Below are 15,749 nucleotides of genomic sequence, written 5' to 3'. Positions count from 1 at the left end.
GGATACCGTTGCAGTACGAAAAACGGGGGATCAGAACAGGCGCGACTTGCGTTTGCGCAGGCCGGCGCACAGCGCCAAGACACCGAGCAGCACGAACCAGACCAGGCTCCACATCGGCATGCTCAGGCCGAGGAAGGTCCAGTCGATGGTGCCGCAGTCGGCGGTGCCGGTCAGCACGGTGCGGAACACCTCGAACGGCCCCATCGTCTCGCTCAGGAAACTCAGCGGCGGCCCGCAACTGCTGCCCAGTTCCTTCGGCAGCAACTGCACGTAGACGTGGCGCCCGGCGATGCCCATGCCCACCGCGGCGGCGATGAAAGCCAGCAGCCCATAGGCGGCGCGCCCGCCGCGCGTGGCTGGCCCGTGCAGCGCGCCGAGCAGAAACAGCACGCCCAGCGCGGCAAAGGCGATGCGCTGGAAGATGCACAGCGGGCACGGCTCCAGCCCCATCTTCAACTGCATCCAGATCGCAAACGCCAGCAGGCCCGCACACACCAGGAAACCCAGCAGGCACTGCGCGCGGAAACTCCAGCGCAAGGGATTCATCGCGTCATTCCGGTTCGACAAGTACGCAAGAGTAGCAGGCCCCAACAAGGCCACGCATGACCCGGCTCATTGCAAACATGCATGAACGCAAAAGCCCGGCCAGGGCCGGGCTTTCGTTGCATTCGTCGTGATGGACGAAGGGCGCGATTACTCGGCCACTTCCTCGGCCACGGCAGCCGGACGATCGACCAGCTCGACGTAGGCCATCGGCGCATTGTCGCCGGCGCGGAAGCCGCACTTCAGCAGGCGCAGGTAGCCGCCCGGACGGGTGGCGTAGCGCGGGCCGAGGATGGTGAACAGGTTGCCGACGGCTTCCTTGTCGCGCAGGCGGGCGAAGGCCAGGCGGCGGTTGGCGACCGAGTCAACCTTGGCCAGGGTGATCAGCGGCTCGGCGACGCGGCGCAGTTCCTTGGCCTTGGGCAGGGTGGTCTTGATCAGCTCGTGCTTGAACAGCGAGGCGGCCATGTTCTTGAACATCGCTTCGCGATGGGCGCTGGTGCGGTTGAACTTGCGGCCCGACTTCTGGTGGCGCATGGGTGTGTTCCTTGGTCAGTGAATGGTGGGTCGTTGTACGTCGCTGTCGCCATCCCGGCGTTGTCTGCGGACTGCGGTTGGTCCTTGGCCGCTCGTCCTGAACGACCTGCCCGCGAACCTGCGGTTCGTCGTGGCGGCGAAGCCCTCAAGGCTTCGTTGCGAAGGCTCCACCGTTGCCGGTGGAGCCTTGCGCGGTACTGCGGGGAAGCGGCTGTCAGCCGAGCATGCCGTGGGCTGCAACACCGGCCGGCGGCCAGTTCTCCAGCTTCATGCCAAGCGACAGGCCACGCTGGGCCAGCACTTCCTTGATCTCGGTGAGCGACTTCTTGCCCAGGTTCGGGGTCTTGAGCAGCTCCACTTCGGTCTTCTGGATCAGATCGCCGATGTAGTAGATGCTCTCGGCCTTCAGGCAGTTGGCCGAACGCACGGTCAGCTCCAGGTCGTCGATCGGGCGCAGCAGCACCGGATCGACGCCGGTGTTGGCCGGCTTGGCCGCACCGCGGTCGCGATGGGTGAAGTCGCCGAACACCGACAGCTGGTCGCTGAGGATGTCGGCGGCGGTGCGCACGGCTTCCTCGGCGTCGATGGTGCCATTGGTCTCGATGTCGATGACCAGCTTGTCCAGGTCGGTACGCTGCTCGACGCGCGCGGCTTCCACCGCGTAGGCGACGCGGCGCACCGGCGAGAACGAGGCGTCCAGCACCAGGCGGCCGATGGCGCGCGACTCTTCGTCCGGGCGACGGCGCGAGGCCGCCGGCTGGTAGCCGAAGCCACGCTCGACCTTCAGGCGCATGTTGATCGACGTATCCTTGGTCAGGTTGCAGATCACCTGATCGGGATTGACCACTTCGACGTTGTGGTCGACCTTGATGTCGGCCGCGGTGACGACGCCCGGGCCCTGCTTGGACAGGGACACGGTGGCGCTCTCGCCGGAATGCATGCGAATGGCCACGTCCTTCAGGTTGAGCAGGACTTCCAGCACGTCCTCCTGCAGGCCTTCCAGCGTGGTGTACTCGTGCAGCACGCCATCGATCTCGACTTCGGTGATGGCGAAGCCCGGGATGGACGACAGCAGCACGCGACGCAGGGCGTTGCCCAGCGTATGCCCGTAACCCCGCTCCAAGGGTTCGATCACGACCTTGGCGCGGGTGTCGGTAAGGCGTTCGATCTGCGGGCCGCGAGGACGCAGAACCTGGTTTGCGGTAACCGTCATGTGGCGGGTTCTCCTAGTGAACTCCCGGCCGTCGCCGGGAGTTCTCCGATGTGAATTACTTCGAGTACAGCTCGACGATCAGCGCTTCGTTGATGTCCGCCGGCAGGTCGGCGCGATCCGGCACGGCCTTGAAGATGCCGCTGAACTTCTTCGAATCGACTTCGACCCACGACGGGCTGAGATCGTGCTGTTCGGCCACGGTCAGGGCTTCCTGCACGCGCAGCTGCTTCTGGGCCTTTTCGGACAGGGCGATCGCATCGCCGGCCTTGACCTGGTACGAGGCCAGGTTGACCGACTTGCCGTTGACCGTGACGCCACGATGCGAGACCAGCTGGCGCGCGGCCGGGCGGGTCACCGCGAAGCCCATGCGGTAGACGACGTTGTCCAGGCGGGTTTCCAGCAGCTGCAGCAGGTTCTCGCCGGTGTTGCCCTTCTTGGTCGAGGCCTTCTTGTAGTAGTTGCGGAACTGGCGCTCCAGCAGGCCGTAGATGCGCTTGACCTTCTGCTTCTCGCGCAGCTGGGTGGCGTAGTCGGACAGCTTGCCCTTGCGGGCGGTGGCGCCATGCTGGCCGGGCTTCTGCTCCAGCTTGCACTTGGAGTCCAGCGCACGGGCCGGGGACTTCAGCGACAGGTCGGCGCCTTCGCGACGGGCGAGCTTGCAGGTAGGACCGATATAACGAGCCATTTCTTATCGCTCCTTTAGACGCGACGCTTCTTCGGCGGACGGCACCCGTTGTGCGGGATCGGCGTCACGTCGATGATGTTGGTGATCTTGTAGCCGACGTTGTTCAGCGAACGCACGGCCGACTCACGGCCCGGACCCGGGCCCTTGATGCGGACTTCCAGCGACTTCACGCCGTAGTCCAGCGCGGCCTTGCCGGCCTTTTCGGCGGCGACCTGCGCGGCGAACGGGGTGGACTTGCGCGAACCGCGGAAGCCGGCACCACCGGAGGTCGCCCAGGACAGTGCATTGCCCTGGCGGTCGGTGATGGTCACGATGGTGTTGTTGAAAGAAGCGTGGACGTGGGCGACGCCGTCGGTGATGACGCGCTTGATCTTCTTCTTGGTCTTGGTAGCAGCGGGCTTGGCCATTTTCTAGGGTCCCTTACTTCTTCAGAGCCTTGCGCGGGCCCTTGCGGGTACGTGCATTGGTCTTGGTGCGCTGGCCACGCAGCGGCAGGCCGCGACGGTGGCGCAGGCCGCGGTAGCAACCCAGGTCCATCAGGCGCTTGATGGCGATGCCGACTTCGCGACGCAGGTCGCCTTCGACGATGTATTTGCCGATCTCGGCACGCAGACGGTCGATTTCCGGCTCCGACAGATCGCGGATCTTGGTGGTCGAAGCCACGCCTGCGTCTTCGCAGACCTTCTTCGAACGGGTACGGCCGATGCCGTAAATGCTTTGCAACCCGACCCAGACGTGCTTCTGGGCTGGCAGGTTGACGCCTGCAATACGCGCCATGACGCGGTTCTCCAGCTGAGTGATGGCCGAATGCGCACCGCGTGGCGCGCCGTTCCGGCAGGATGGATCAAAAAAGTGGACTGGTGATTCTAGCAAGGCCTCGGTTCATCTGTAAGTCCGTGGAACACGAAGTTCCATGGACCCGGCATGGGGAGTGTGCCCATGCTCCGGCGCCGGATGTGCCTGGCGAGGGACTCTTCCCCCACGCCGCCCGCGCTACTCCCGCGCGGAACTACCACATCGCACCCCCACCCGAGACCGCTGCGGGGGCCGCCCTTCCGTTTTTGGAAGCCCGCCCCGGGAACCGGTGCGGCGGGCTTCACGCCATGAAGCGGAGAAGTATAACCGGGAATCAGCCCCGCGCAAAACCGCCGCGGTTGCCGCCCTTCAGGTTCGCCTTCTTCAGCAGGCTCTCGTACTGGTGCGACATCAGGTGCGACTGGACCTGGGCGATGAAATCCATCACCACCACCACCACGATCAGCAGCGAGGTACCGCCGAAGTAGAACGAGGCGTTGAGCTCGGTGCGCATGATCTCGGGCAGCAGGCAGACGATCACCACGTACAGCGCGCCGGCCGCGGTCAGGCGGGTCAGCACGGCGTCGACGTAGTCGGCGGTGGCCTTGCCCGGGCGGATGCCAGGGATCAGCGCACCGGACTTCTTCAGGTTGTCGGCGGTTTCCTGCGAGTTGAACACCAGCGCGGTGTAGAAGAACGAGAAGCCGATGATCAGCGCGGCGAACACGATCATGTGCAGCGGCTCGCCCGGGCCCAGCGCGTTGGACGCCTTCTGCAGCCAGGTCGCCGAGGTGGCCTGGCCCGACCACTGCGCCAGCGTCGCCGGGAAGGCGAGGATGCTGGAGGCGAAGATCGCCGGGATCACGCCGGACATGTTGAGCTTCAGCGGCAGGAACGAAGCCTGATTCATGTAGGCGTTGCGGCCGCCCTGGCGGCGCGCGTAGTTCACCGTGATGCGGCGTTGCCCGCTCTCGACGAACACCACGAACCAGGTGAAGCCCAGCACCACGACCAGGATGATCAGCAGCGAGATGAAGCTCATGTTGCCGTTGCTGTAGGCCTCCAGCGTGTGGATGACCGCCGCCGGCAGGCCGGCGACGATGCCGGCGAAGATGATCAGCGAAACACCGTTGCCGATGCCGCGCTCGGTGACCTGCTCGCCCAGCCACATCAGGAACATGGTACCGGCGGTCAGCGCGACCACGGCGGTCAACACGAAGCCGAGGCCCGGCGCGTAGACGACCGGGGCGCCGCCCGGCGACACCTGGTTCTGCAGCGCCAGCGCGATGCTGCCGCCCTGCACCACGGCCAGCAGCACCGCGCCGATGCGCGAATACTGGGTGACCTTGCGGCGGCCGGACTCGCCTTCCTTCTGCATCGCCTTCAATGCCGGGAACACGTGCACGGCCAGCTGCATCACGATCGATGCCGAGATGTACGGCATCACGTTCAACGCGAAGATGCTGAAACGGTGCAGGGCGCCGCCCGAGAACATGTTGAACATGTCCACGATACCGCCGCCCTGCGCCTTCATCAGCGAAAGCATGGCATCGGGATTGACGCCCGGCACCGGCACGTAGCAGCCGATGCGGTAGACGAGCAATGCCCCGACGACGAACAGAAGACGCTGGCGAAGTTCCGTGAACTTGCCCATTCCGCCCGCGAGGTTTCCGATGCCAGCTTGCGCCATGTTCCAGTTACTCCTGCACGCTGCCGCCGGCAGCTTCGATCGCGGCCTTGGCGCCGGCGGTGGCCGCCACACCCTTCAGGGTGAATGCCTTGGTCAGCTCGCCCTTGAGGACGATCTTGGCCTTCTTGGCGGTGGACGGGACCAGCTTCGCGGCGCGCAGCGCGGCGAAGTCGATCTCGCCGGCTTCCAGACGATCCAGGTGGTAGGACAGCACTTCGGCGGTGTCCTTGGCCATCTTGGAATGGAAGCCGATCTTCGGCAGGCGGCGCTGCATCGGGGTCTGGCCGCCTTCGAAGCCGGCCTTGATCTTGCCGCCGCCCTTGCGGGCGAACGAACCCTTGTGGCCGCGGCCGGCGGTCTTGCCCAGGCCCGAGCCGATGCCGCGACCGACGCGGGTACGCTCGGTGCGGGCGCCCGGTGCCGGGCTCAGTTCATTGAGACGCAGAGTCATGGTCGATTACTCCTCAACCTGGACGAGGTACTGAACCTGGTTGATCAGGCCGCGCACCTGCGGGCTGTCCTTCAGTTCACGCACATCGTTGAGCTTGTTCAGGCCCAGCGCACGCACCGACAGGCGGTGACGCGACTGGGTTCCACGCAGGCCGCGCACCAGGCGCACCTTGACGGTCTTGTTGGACTCATTAGCCATGGTTGAGTTCCTCCACCTTCTTGCCGCGCTTGGCCGCGATGCGGGCCGGCGACTGCATGCCTGCCAGACCCTTGACGGTGGCGCGCACCAGGTTGATCGGGTTGCGCGAACCGGTGGCCTTGGCCAGCACGTCCTTCACGCCCACCGCTTCCAGCACGGCGCGCATGGCGCCGCCGGCGATCACGCCGGTACCTTCCGAGGCCGGCTGCATGAACACGCGGGCCGCGCCGTGGCCGTCCTTGACGGTGTGCCACAAGGTGCCATTGTGCAGGTCGACGTTGACCAGGTTCTTGCGCGCCTGCTCCATCGACTTCTGGATGGCGACCGGCACTTCGCGCGCCTTGCCGTAGCCGAAGCCGACCTTGCCCTCGCCGTCGCCGACCACGGTCAGCGCGGTGAAGGTGAACTGGCGGCCGCCCTTGACGGTCTTGCTGACGCGGTTGACGGCGACCAGCTTCTCGATCATGCCGTCGTCGACTTTCTCTTCGCGGTTGCGGTCGCGATCGCGACCCCGCGACTGACGTTCTTCTGCCATGTTGATTCCTTGATTGATTGGGTATGTACGGCTCTGGGCCGCTTATGGTTGTGGAATGGAACGTTGGATCGCCGGCGGTTGCAGAAGAACCGCCGGCGCCCGGCACTACCCGTGCCGGCAGGCCAGCAAGGAGCGCGAAGCTCCTTGCCCATGTTGCTTAGAACTGCAGGCCGCCTTCGCGGGCAGCGTCGGCCAGCGCCTTGATGCGGCCGTGGTAGCGGTAGCCCGAGCGGTCGAAGGCGACCTTCTCGATACCGGCAGCCTTGGCGCGCTCAGCGATGATCTTGCCAACCTTGGTCGCGGCGTCGCAGTTCTTGCCGTTCTTCAGGCCTTCCTTGACGTCGGCCTGGGCGGTATTGGCCGAAGCCAGCACCTTGGAGCCGTCGGCGGTGAAGACCTGCGCGTACAGGTGCTGGCCGGTACGCAGCACCGACAGGCGCGGCACGCCCAGGGTACGGATGTGCGAACGGGTCGACTTGGCGCGGCGCAGGCGAGCGATGTTCTTGTTCATGTTCTTTATCCTCGAAAGCTGAAGACCTAGGAATTAGGCCTTCTTGGCTTCCTTGCGAATGATGTTCTCACCGGCGTACTTCACACCCTTGCCCTTGTAGGGCTCCGGCGGACGGTAACCGCGGATCTTGGCGGCGACTTCGCCGACCACCTGCTTGTCGGCGCCCTGCACGACGATTTCCGTCTGCGTCGGGGTCGACAGGGTGATGCCTTCCGGCGCCACGAACACGATGGGATGCGAGAAACCCAGCGACAGGTTCAGGTCCTTGCCCTGCATGGCGGCGCGGTAACCCACGCCGACCAGCTCCAGCTTCTTCTCGAAGCCTTCGGACACGCCCTTGACCATGTTGGCCAGGATCGCGCGGACGGTGCCGGTCAACGCATCGAAGGAGATGTCCTTCGGGTTCAGCGTGGCGACGCCGTTGTCGAGGGTGATTTCAACGCCGGCGGCCTTGGCCAGCGACAGGGTGCCCTTGGGGCCCTTCACGCTGACGGATTCCGGCTGGATGTTCAGTTCAACGCCCTTGGGCAGGTTGATCGGCTTCTTGGCTACGCGGGACATGGTCTACTCCTTCTCGCTTAGGCCACGAAGCACAGGACTTCACCGCCGACGCCCTGCTGGCGCGCCTGCGCATCGGTCATGATGCCCTTGGAGGTGGAAATGATGGCGATGCCCAGGCCGTTGAGGACCTTCGGCAGCTCGCTCTTGCCGCGGTACTGGCGCAGGCCCGAACGCGAGAAGCGCTTCAGGGTCGCGATGACCGGCTTGCCCTCGAAGTACTTCAGGACGATTTCCAGCTCGGCCTTGTTGTTTTCCAGCTTGTTCACGCGCAGGTCGGCGATGTAGCCCTCGTCCTTCAGGACCTGGGCGATCGCAACCTTGATCTTGGAGGACGGCGCCTTCACCGTCGGCTTGCCAACCGCGGCCGCATTCTTGATGCGGACCAGCAGGTCGGCGATGGGATCAGTCATGCTCATGTAAATACCTTTGAGTGCACCGATATCCGCTTTCGCGAAAATCTCGTGTTTTCCCGGGAGGGGCCGGGGCCCTTTGCCAGCGTCACCCACCCTTTCGGGCAGGCAAGACGCGGGAGTATACGACAAAAAGTCCGACTTGCGTCGGACTTCCTGAATTGCCGCCGGGTTGCCCCGGCGGCGCTCCGCGGCAGGCCCGAAAGGCCCGCCGCGAAAGGTCTTACCAGCTGGCCTTGCGCAGGCCCGGCACGTCGCCACGCATGGTGGCTTCGCGCAGCTTGTTGCGGCCCAGGCCGAACTTGCGGTACACGCCACGCGGGCGGCCCGACAGTTCGCAGCGGTTGCGCTGGCGGCTCGGCGACGAATCGCGCGGCAGCTTGGACAGCTTGGTCGCGGCCTCGATCTTCTCCTCGTAGCTCGCGTCCTGCGAGGACACGATCTTCTTCAGAGCCGTACGCTTGTCGGCGTACTTCTTGGCCAGCTTCGCCCGCTTGATGTCGCGGTTGACCATGGAGGTCTTTGCCATTTCGGTTTCCTCGACGGATCAGTTACGGAACGGGAACTTGAACGCTGCCAGCAGCGCCTTCGCTTCCGCATCGGTCTTGGCGGTGGTGGTGATGGCGATATCCATGCCGCGGATCGCATCGACGGCGTCGAAGTCGATTTCCGGGAAGATGATCTGTTCCTTCACACCCATGTTGTAGTTGCCGCGGCCGTCGAACGAACGCCCCGACACGCCGCGGAAGTCACGCACGCGTGGCAGCGAGATGTTGATCAGGCGGTCCAGGAACTCGAACATGGTGTTGCGGCGCAGGGTGACCTTGCAACCGATCGGCCAGCCATCGCGGATCTTGAACGAAGCCACCGAGACGCGCGACTTGGTCACCACCGGCTTCTGGCCGGTGATCTTGGCCATGTCGGCGACGGCGTTCTCCAGCACCTTCTTGTTGGTCGCGGCTTCGCCGACGCCCATGTTCAAGGTGACCTTGACCAGCTTCGGCACTTCCATCGGATTGGTGTAGCCGAACTGCTTCATCAGCGCCGGCACCACTTCTTCCTTGTAGATTTTTTCGAGACGGGAAGTCATCAGCTCATTCCTCAGGCGTCAATCGCCTCACCGCTGGAGCGGAACACACGCAGTTTGCGTCCATCCTCCAGCACCTTGAAGCCAACGCGCTCGCCCTTGCCCGAAGCCGGGTTGAGGACATTGACGTTGGAGATATGGATCGAAGCTTCACGCTCGACCACGCCGCCGGCGACACCCGCCTGCGGGTTCGGCTTGGTGTGGCGCTTGACGATGTTCACGTTGGCGACGACCACGCGGTCGCCGTCGACGCGGACGACTTCGCCCTGCTTGCCCTTGTCCTTGCCGGTGTTGACGACGACCTGGTCGCCCTTCTTGATACGGTTAGCCATGATTATCTCCTAGTCGCTCACAGCACTTCGGGAGCGAGCGAGACGATCTTCATGAACTTCTCGGAACGAAGTTCACGGGTCACCGGCCCGAAGATACGGGTGCCGATCGGCTCCTGCTTGTTGTTGAGCAGGACCGCGGCGTTGCCGTCGAAACGGATCAGCGAGCCGTCGGCGCGACGCACACCCTTGCGGGTACGCACCACGACGGCGTCATACACTTCACCCTTCTTGACCTTGCCGCGCGGGATCGCGTCCTTCACGGTGACCTTGATGATGTCACCGATGTGCGCGTAACGGCGCTTGGAACCACCCAGCACCTTGATGCACATCAGTTCCTTGGCACCGGAGTTGTCCGCGGCGTCAAGGTAGCTCTGCATCTGGATCATGATTCAGATCTCCTTATTCGGCCGCACGGGTGACGACTTCCACCACCCGCCAGTTCTTGGTCTTGGACATCGGAGCAATCTCGGTCACGCGCACGACGTCGCCTTCGTTGCAGGCGTTGTCGGCGTCGTGCGCGTGCAGCTTGGTCGAGCGCTTGATGTACTTGCCGTACAGGGCGTGCTTGACCTGGCGCTCCACCAACACGGTGACCGTCTTGTCCATCTTGTTGCTGACGACACGGCCAACGACCGTACGCAGCGTCTTTTCGTTGTTTTCGCTCATCGCAGCCATCCTTACTTCGTGCTGCCGATCAGGTACTTGACGCGAGCGATCTCGCGGCGCACCCGGCGGGTTTCATGGGTCTTCGGCAGCTGCCCGGTGGCGGCCTGCATGCGGAGCGAGAACTGCTCCTTGCGCAGGTCGCCCAGGTGGGCCTTGAGTTCGTCAGCCGACTTTTCGCGGAGTTGTTTGATGTCCATCAGCGCACCGTCCGGGTCACGAAAGTGGTGGTGACCGAGAGCTTGGCCGACGCCAAGCGGAACGCCTCGCGCGCCACTTCCTCGGGGACACCCTCGATTTCATAGATCATGCGGCCGGGCTGGATCTGCGCGACCCAGTATTCCACGCCGCCCTTACCGGCACCCATACGCACTTCGATGGGCTTCTTGGTGATGGGCTTGTCGGGGAACACGCGGATCCACATCTTGCCGCCGCGCTTGACGTAGCGGCTGATCGAACGGCGGGCCGCCTCGATCTGGCGCGCGGTCAGCTGGCCGTGGGCGGTCGCCTTCAGGCCGTACTCACCGAAGCTGACGGCATTGGCATTCCAGCTCAGGCCGTCGTTGCGGCCCTTGAACATCTTGCGGTACTTGGTTCGCTTGGGTTGCAACATTGCCGTTACCTCGCTTCACGAGCCGGGCGCGACGGACGGTCACCGCGGTCGCCACGATCACTGCGATCGTTGCGCGGGCTGTCGTCCTGCTTTTCCTGGCCAACCTGGGAGAAATCGAAGATCTCGCCCTTGTAGATCCAGACCTTGATGCCGATGATGCCGTAGGTGGTGCTGGCCTCAGCGAAACCGTAGTCGATGTCCGCACGCAGGGTGTGCAGCGGCACGCGGCCTTCGCGGTACCACTCGGAACGGGCGATTTCAGCACCGTTCAAGCGGCCTGCGACGTTGACCTTGATGCCCAGGGCACCCAGGCGCATCGCGTTGCCGACCGAGCGCTTCATCGCGCGGCGGAACATGATGCGGCGCTCCAGCTGCTGCGCGATCGACTCGGCGACCAGCTGCGCGTCCAGCTCCGGCTTGCGCACTTCGGTGACGTTGATGTGCGCCGGGACGCCCATCATCTCGCTCACTTCCTTGCGCAGCTTCTCGATGTCCTCACCACGCTTGCCGATCACCACGCCCGGGCGGGCGGTGTGGATCGTCACGCGCGCGGTCTTGGCCGGACGCTCGATCAGGATCTTGGAGATACCCGCCTGAGCCAGCTTCTTGCGAAGCATCTCGCGGACCTTGAGGTCGGCCGCCAGGTAGCCGGCGAACTCGCTCTTGTTGGCGTACCACTTGGAGTTCCAGTCCTTGGAAACACCGAGGCGGATACCAATCGGATGTACTTTGTGACCCATCGTTATTTGCCCTCGCCCACGACCACGGTGATGTGGCTGGTGCGCTTGAGAATGCGCGTGCCGCGGCCCTTGGCGCGGGCCATGAAGCGCTTCAGCGTCGGACCTTCGTCGACCATGATGGTCTTGACCTTCAGCTCGTCGACGTCGGCGCCCTGGTTGTTCTCGGCATTGGCGATCGCCGACTCCACCACCTTCTTGATCAGGGCGGCGGCCTTCTTGTCCGAGAACTTCAGCAGGTTGACCGCACGCTCAGCCGGAAGGCCGCGCACCTGGTCGGCGACCAGACGGGCCTTCTGCGGGGAGATGCGCGCGGTGCGCAGGATTGCTTTCGCTTCCATCGTCATCTCTCCTTACTTGCCCGACTTCTTGTCAGCACCGTGACCCTTGAAGGTCCGGGTGATGGCGAATTCGCCGAGCTTGTGGCCAACCATGTTCTCGTTGACGAGAACCGGGATGTGGTTCTTGCCGTTGTGCACGGCAATGGTGAATCCAACCATTTCAGGCAGGATCATCGAACGGCGCGACCAGGTCTTGATCGGCCTTTTGCTGCCCGCGGCGGCCTCCACCTTCTTGACGAGGTGGTGATCGACGAACGGGCCCTTCTTGAGTGAACGTGCCATGGTCGATTAGCCCCTACGATCGCGGACGATGAACTGCTGAGTGCGCTTGTTATGGCGCGTCTTGTAACCCTTGGTCGGCACGCCCCACGGGGTGACCGGATGCGGGTTGCCCTGGCCGGCCTTGGCCTCACCACCGCCGTGCGGGTGATCCACCGGGTTCATGGCGGCACCGCGAACGGTCGGGCGGACACCGCGCCAACGCTTGGCGCCGGCCTTGCCCAGCTTCTCCAGGTTGTGCTCGTCGTTGCCGACTTCACCGACGGTGGCGCGGCACTCGACCGGCACCTTGCGCATTTCACCCGAGCGCAGGCGCAGGGTGGCGTAGATGCCTTCGCGGGCCACCAGCTGCACCGAAGCACCGGCGGCGCGGGCGATCTGGGCGCCCTTGCCCGGCTTCAGCTCGATGCCGTGGATGGTGGTGCCGACCGGGATGTTGCGCAGCGGCAGGGTGTTGCCGGTCTTGATCGGGGCATGCGCGCCCGAGATGACCTGGTCACCGGCCTTCAGGCCCTTGGGGGCGATGATGTAGCGGCGCTCGCCGTCGACGTAGCACAGCAGGGCGATGTGGGCGGTGCGGTTCGGATCGTATTCGATGCGTTCCACGCGCGCCGGAATGCCTTCCTTGTTGCGCTTGAAGTCGATGATGCGGTAGTGCTGCTTGTGGCCACCACCAACGTGACGGGTGGTGATGCGACCGTGGTGGTTGCGACCACCGGACTTGCTCTGCGGCTCCAGCAACGCTGCGTGCGGTGCGCCCTTGTGCAGATCGGGCGTGACCACGCGCACGGCCGAACGACGGCCTGCGGAGGTGGGCTTGAATTTCATCAATGGCATGGGATGTACCTCAGGCCTTGGCCGTTACATCGATGGACTGGCCATCGGCCAGACGCACGTACGCCTTGCGCCAATCGCCGCGACGGCCAGCGCGGTTACGGAAGGACTTGCTCTTGCCCTTGACGTTGACCACGTTGACGGCCTCGACCTTGACGTCGAACAGCTGCTCGACCGCGGCCTTCACATCGGCCTTGGTGGCTTCGTTCGAGACTTCGAAGACGTACTGGTTGGAGAGTTCCTGCAGGCGCGCGGTCTTCTCGGAGACTCGCGGAGCGCGCAGCACGCTGAAGATTTTTTCGTTGCTGCTCATGCCAGCCACTCCTCGACCTTCTTGACCGCGTCAGCGGTGATGACGACCGTGTCGGCACCGACCAGGGCGACCGGGTCCATGCCCTGCACGTCACGCACCTGCACGTAGGGCAGGTTGCGGGCCGACAGGTACAACGACTCGGAGGCGTCCTCGGTCACGATCAGCGGGCGCTTGCCCACTTCCAGACCGGCCAGCTTCTCGATCAGCGCCTTGGTCTTGACCGCCTCGACGTCGAACGACTCGACGACCTTGATGCGGCCCTGGCGGTTCAGCTCGGACAGGATCGCGCAGATGGCCGCACGGTACTGCTTGCGGTTGACCTTCTGCTCGAAGCTGCGCGGCTTGGCCGCGAAGGTCACGCCACCGCCGACGAAGATCGGAGCGGTCAGGGCACCGTGGCGAGCGCCACCACCCTTCTGCTTCTTCGACTTCTTGGTGGTGCCGGCGACTTCCGAACGCGTCTTCTGTGCCTTGGTACCGGCGCGAGCGGCGTTGCGGTAGGCGACGACGACCTGGTGGACCAGATCCTCGCTGAATTCGCGACCGAACACGGCTTCGGAGACCGACACCTTGTTGTTGCTACCCGTGATAACGAGTTCCATCGTCATCTCTCCTTATGCCTTGCTCGCCGGACGCACGATCACGTCACCGCCGGCAGCACCGGGAACGGCGCCGCGAATGGCGATCAGACCACGCTCGACGTCCACCTTGACCACTTCCAGGTTCTGCGTGCTCTGCTGCACCGAACCCATGTGGCCGGACATCTTCTTGCCCGGGAAAACGCGACCCGGGGTCTGGCGCTGGCCCAGCGAACCCGGCGCGCGATGCGACAGCGAGTTACCGTGGGTGGCGTCGCCCATGCGGAAGTTGTGGCGCTTGATGGTGCCCTGGAAGCCCTTGCCCTTGGTGACGCCCTGGACGTCGACCTTCTGGCCGACCTCGAAGATGTCCGCCTTGATTTCACCACCGACGGCGAAATCGCCGACCTTGGTGTCCTCGACACGGAATTCCCACAGGCCACGACCGGCCTCGACCTTGGCCTTGGCGAAATGGCCGGCTTCCGGCTTGTTCACCAGGGCGGCGCGGCGGGCGCCGACGGTCACCTGCACGGCGCTGTAGCCGTCGGTTTCGACGGTCTTGACCTGCGCGATGCGGTTCGGGGTGGCTTCGATCAGGGTCACAGGGATGGACTGGCCGTCCTCGGTGAAAACGCGGCTCATGCCGGCCTTGCGGCCCACGAAGCCCAACGAATATTTCTTCGTCATGGTCGTAGTCCTCAGGTCAACTTGATCTGCACGTCAACGCCAGCGGCCAGTTCGAGCTTCATCAGCGCGTCCACGGTCTTGTCGTTGGGATCAATGATGTCGAGCACGCGCTTGTGCGTGCGGGTCTCGTACTGGTCGCGCGCGTCCTTGTCGACGTGCGGGGAGACGAGAATGGTGTAGCGCTCGATCTTGGTCGGCAGCGGGATCGGGCCGCACACTTGTGCGCCGGTCCGCTTTGCCGTCTCGACGATCTCGCTGGCCGAGCGGTCGATCAGACGATGATCGAAAGCCTTCAGCCGAATCCGGATCTTTTGGTCCGCCATGACGGTGTTCCTGTAGGTCTAAAGAGCGACGGGCCCGGCCTCTTGTGTACCGGACCCCATGAATGCGGCAGCAGGCATGCCCTTGCCGCGCGAATCCCTTCAAAACACTAAGGCGGCCCGGTTTCCCGGCCCGCCCCAGACACAAACAAACGCGCAGAAACCCCTCCGTCAACCACCGGAGGATCCACGCGACCTGTCCTTAGTCTGGCGAATACGAGGCGCTTCCTGCCCCTCATTTCGCTGGTTGCGGAACGGGTGCGATGCACGCATTCCACAGTGGTCGCGCATTCTGTCAGGATTTCCGGGCCATTGCAAGCCCTGCCCCTCGACAAAAGCGGACGCTTCAGCTGCCGGCCATCCCGCGGGAGTCCCGGCAAGCGGAAGGGCGGCCCGAGGACCGCCCTTCCCTGCACTTCGCCCCTGCAGACAGGGGTTGGCGCGGCTGCTTACTTGGTGATCTTGGAGACGACGCCGGCGCCGACGGTACGGCCGCCTTCGCGGATCGCGAAACGCAGGCCTTCGTCCATCGCCACCGGGTTGATCAGGGTGACCGCCATCTTCACGTTGTCGCCCGGCATCACCATCTCCACGCCTTCCGGCAGCTGCACCGCACCGGTGATGTCGGTGGTGCGGAAGTAGAACTGCGGACGGTAGCCCTTGAAGAACGGGGTGTGACGGCCGCCCTCGTCCTTCGACAGCACGTACACCTCGGCATCGAACTCGGTGTGCGGGGTGATCGAACCCGGCTTGGCCAGCACCTGGCCGCGCTCCACTTCGTCACGCTTGGTGCCGCGCAGCAGCAGGCCGGCATTATCGCCCGCCTGGCCCTGGTC

General features: G+C 64.4%; 29 protein-coding genes. All 29 read right to left on the bottom strand.

What is annotated here, in order from left to right; genetic code table 11:
• Positions 1-30: 30 nt before the first annotated feature.
• Entirely contained in the window at positions 31-546 is a 516-nt protein-coding gene (locus ABB34_RS01335) for a disulfide bond formation protein B (RefSeq protein WP_057639434.1), read from the bottom strand.
• Between the two features lie 147 nt (positions 547-693).
• Positions 694-1,080, bottom strand: coding sequence for a 50S ribosomal protein L17 (gene rplQ / locus ABB34_RS01330; RefSeq protein ID WP_055767523.1), 387 nt, complete (start codon positions 1,078-1,080; stop codon positions 694-696).
• A 214-nt stretch (positions 1,081-1,294) separates the two neighbouring features.
• The gene (locus ABB34_RS01325; RefSeq protein WP_057639433.1) at positions 1,295-2,293 is read right to left on the bottom strand and encodes a DNA-directed RNA polymerase subunit alpha; all 999 of its coding nucleotides are present in this window, start codon (positions 2,291-2,293) and stop codon (positions 1,295-1,297) included.
• 55 nt (positions 2,294-2,348) lie between these two features.
• Positions 2,349-2,978 carry a 30S ribosomal protein S4 gene (rpsD, locus tag ABB34_RS01320; protein WP_057639432.1) on the bottom strand — a complete coding sequence of 210 codons (630 nt, stop codon included), beginning with the start codon at positions 2,976-2,978 and terminating at the stop codon, positions 2,349-2,351.
• Positions 2,979-2,992: 14 nt separating this feature from the next.
• Positions 2,993-3,385 carry a 30S ribosomal protein S11 gene (gene rpsK, locus ABB34_RS01315; RefSeq protein WP_057639431.1) on the bottom strand — a complete coding sequence of 131 codons (393 nt, stop codon included), beginning with the start codon at positions 3,383-3,385 and terminating at the stop codon, positions 2,993-2,995.
• Between the two features lie 13 nt (positions 3,386-3,398).
• Positions 3,399-3,755, bottom strand: coding sequence for a 30S ribosomal protein S13 (gene rpsM, locus ABB34_RS01310; protein WP_057639430.1), 357 nt, complete (start codon positions 3,753-3,755; stop codon positions 3,399-3,401).
• A 352-nt stretch (positions 3,756-4,107) separates the two neighbouring features.
• Positions 4,108-5,463 (bottom strand): preprotein translocase subunit SecY, encoded by a 1,356-nt coding sequence (gene secY / locus ABB34_RS01305; RefSeq protein ID WP_057639429.1) that lies wholly within the window; start codon positions 5,461-5,463, stop codon positions 4,108-4,110.
• 7 nt (positions 5,464-5,470) lie between these two features.
• Entirely contained in the window at positions 5,471-5,914 is a 444-nt protein-coding gene (rplO, locus tag ABB34_RS01300; protein ID WP_057639428.1) for a 50S ribosomal protein L15, read from the bottom strand.
• A 6-nt stretch (positions 5,915-5,920) separates the two neighbouring features.
• On the bottom strand, positions 5,921-6,112 hold the full coding sequence (gene rpmD, locus ABB34_RS01295) for a 50S ribosomal protein L30 (RefSeq protein WP_057639427.1): 192 nt from the start codon (positions 6,110-6,112) through the stop codon (positions 5,921-5,923).
• Positions 6,105-6,647 carry a 30S ribosomal protein S5 gene (gene rpsE, locus ABB34_RS01290; protein ID WP_057639426.1) on the bottom strand — a complete coding sequence of 181 codons (543 nt, stop codon included), beginning with the start codon at positions 6,645-6,647 and terminating at the stop codon, positions 6,105-6,107. The genes rpmD and rpsE overlap by 8 nt, the downstream gene beginning before the upstream one ends.
• A 157-nt stretch (positions 6,648-6,804) precedes the next feature.
• Positions 6,805-7,158, bottom strand: coding sequence for a 50S ribosomal protein L18 (gene rplR, locus ABB34_RS01285; RefSeq protein ID WP_057639425.1), 354 nt, complete (start codon positions 7,156-7,158; stop codon positions 6,805-6,807).
• Positions 7,159-7,191: 33 nt separating this feature from the next.
• Positions 7,192-7,719: a 50S ribosomal protein L6 gene (gene rplF / locus ABB34_RS01280; protein ID WP_057639424.1), complete on the bottom strand. Its 528-nt coding sequence runs from the start codon at positions 7,717-7,719 to the stop codon at positions 7,192-7,194.
• Positions 7,720-7,736: 17 nt separating this feature from the next.
• Positions 7,737-8,135 (bottom strand): 30S ribosomal protein S8, encoded by a 399-nt coding sequence (rpsH, locus tag ABB34_RS01275; protein WP_057639423.1) that lies wholly within the window; start codon positions 8,133-8,135, stop codon positions 7,737-7,739.
• A 217-nt stretch (positions 8,136-8,352) separates the two neighbouring features.
• The gene (gene rpsN / locus ABB34_RS01270; RefSeq protein WP_057639422.1) at positions 8,353-8,658 is read right to left on the bottom strand and encodes a 30S ribosomal protein S14; all 306 of its coding nucleotides are present in this window, start codon (positions 8,656-8,658) and stop codon (positions 8,353-8,355) included.
• An 18-nt stretch (positions 8,659-8,676) separates the two neighbouring features.
• Positions 8,677-9,219 (bottom strand): 50S ribosomal protein L5, encoded by a 543-nt coding sequence (rplE, locus tag ABB34_RS01265; protein WP_057639421.1) that lies wholly within the window; start codon positions 9,217-9,219, stop codon positions 8,677-8,679.
• An 11-nt stretch (positions 9,220-9,230) separates the two neighbouring features.
• Positions 9,231-9,548, bottom strand: a complete 318-nt coding sequence (rplX, locus tag ABB34_RS01260) for a 50S ribosomal protein L24 (protein ID WP_054663326.1) — start codon at positions 9,546-9,548, stop codon at positions 9,231-9,233.
• A 17-nt stretch (positions 9,549-9,565) separates the two neighbouring features.
• Positions 9,566-9,934, bottom strand: coding sequence for a 50S ribosomal protein L14 (rplN, locus tag ABB34_RS01255; protein ID WP_019186153.1), 369 nt, complete (start codon positions 9,932-9,934; stop codon positions 9,566-9,568).
• Between the two features lie 13 nt (positions 9,935-9,947).
• Entirely contained in the window at positions 9,948-10,214 is a 267-nt protein-coding gene (gene rpsQ / locus ABB34_RS01250) for a 30S ribosomal protein S17 (RefSeq protein ID WP_057639420.1), read from the bottom strand.
• An 11-nt stretch (positions 10,215-10,225) separates the two neighbouring features.
• Positions 10,226-10,411 carry a 50S ribosomal protein L29 gene (gene rpmC / locus ABB34_RS01245; protein ID WP_057639419.1) on the bottom strand — a complete coding sequence of 62 codons (186 nt, stop codon included), beginning with the start codon at positions 10,409-10,411 and terminating at the stop codon, positions 10,226-10,228.
• Positions 10,411-10,824: a 50S ribosomal protein L16 gene (rplP, locus tag ABB34_RS01240; protein WP_057639418.1), complete on the bottom strand. Its 414-nt coding sequence runs from the start codon at positions 10,822-10,824 to the stop codon at positions 10,411-10,413. Before rplP ends, rpmC begins: the two co-directional genes overlap by 1 nt.
• A 5-nt stretch (positions 10,825-10,829) precedes the next feature.
• Complete coding sequence (rpsC, locus tag ABB34_RS01235) at positions 10,830-11,564, bottom strand: 30S ribosomal protein S3 (protein WP_057639417.1); 735 nt, start codon at positions 11,562-11,564, stop codon at positions 10,830-10,832.
• 2 nt (positions 11,565-11,566) lie between these two features.
• Positions 11,567-11,902, bottom strand: a complete 336-nt coding sequence (rplV, locus tag ABB34_RS01230) for a 50S ribosomal protein L22 (RefSeq protein WP_057639469.1) — start codon at positions 11,900-11,902, stop codon at positions 11,567-11,569.
• A gap of 12 nt (positions 11,903-11,914) precedes the next feature.
• The gene (gene rpsS, locus ABB34_RS01225) at positions 11,915-12,184 is read right to left on the bottom strand and encodes a 30S ribosomal protein S19 (RefSeq protein ID WP_057639416.1); all 270 of its coding nucleotides are present in this window, start codon (positions 12,182-12,184) and stop codon (positions 11,915-11,917) included.
• Between the two features lie 6 nt (positions 12,185-12,190).
• Positions 12,191-13,018, bottom strand: a complete 828-nt coding sequence (gene rplB / locus ABB34_RS01220; protein WP_057639415.1) for a 50S ribosomal protein L2 — start codon at positions 13,016-13,018, stop codon at positions 12,191-12,193.
• 10 nt (positions 13,019-13,028) lie between these two features.
• Positions 13,029-13,328, bottom strand: a complete 300-nt coding sequence (rplW, locus tag ABB34_RS01215) for a 50S ribosomal protein L23 (protein ID WP_054663307.1) — start codon at positions 13,326-13,328, stop codon at positions 13,029-13,031.
• Entirely contained in the window at positions 13,325-13,930 is a 606-nt protein-coding gene (gene rplD / locus ABB34_RS01210) for a 50S ribosomal protein L4 (RefSeq protein ID WP_057639468.1), read from the bottom strand. Before rplD ends, rplW begins: the two co-directional genes overlap by 4 nt.
• A gap of 12 nt (positions 13,931-13,942) precedes the next feature.
• Positions 13,943-14,593, bottom strand: a complete 651-nt coding sequence (rplC, locus tag ABB34_RS01205; protein ID WP_057639414.1) for a 50S ribosomal protein L3 — start codon at positions 14,591-14,593, stop codon at positions 13,943-13,945.
• Positions 14,594-14,604: 11 nt separating this feature from the next.
• Positions 14,605-14,916 (bottom strand): 30S ribosomal protein S10, encoded by a 312-nt coding sequence (gene rpsJ / locus ABB34_RS01200; RefSeq protein WP_057639413.1) that lies wholly within the window; start codon positions 14,914-14,916, stop codon positions 14,605-14,607.
• A 446-nt stretch (positions 14,917-15,362) separates the two neighbouring features.
• Positions 15,363-15,749 (bottom strand): EF-Tu C-terminal domain-related protein (locus ABB34_RS01195; RefSeq protein WP_484600317.1); only part of this gene is annotated, 387 nt, incomplete at its 5' end.

It is taken from the genome of Stenotrophomonas daejeonensis (genome assembly GCF_001431505.1).
GTDB lineage: Bacteria > Pseudomonadota > Gammaproteobacteria > Xanthomonadales > Xanthomonadaceae > Stenotrophomonas > Stenotrophomonas daejeonensis.
The sequence above is the reverse complement of the archived record's forward strand: the minus strand, read 5'-3'. Positions and strand labels throughout refer to the sequence as shown.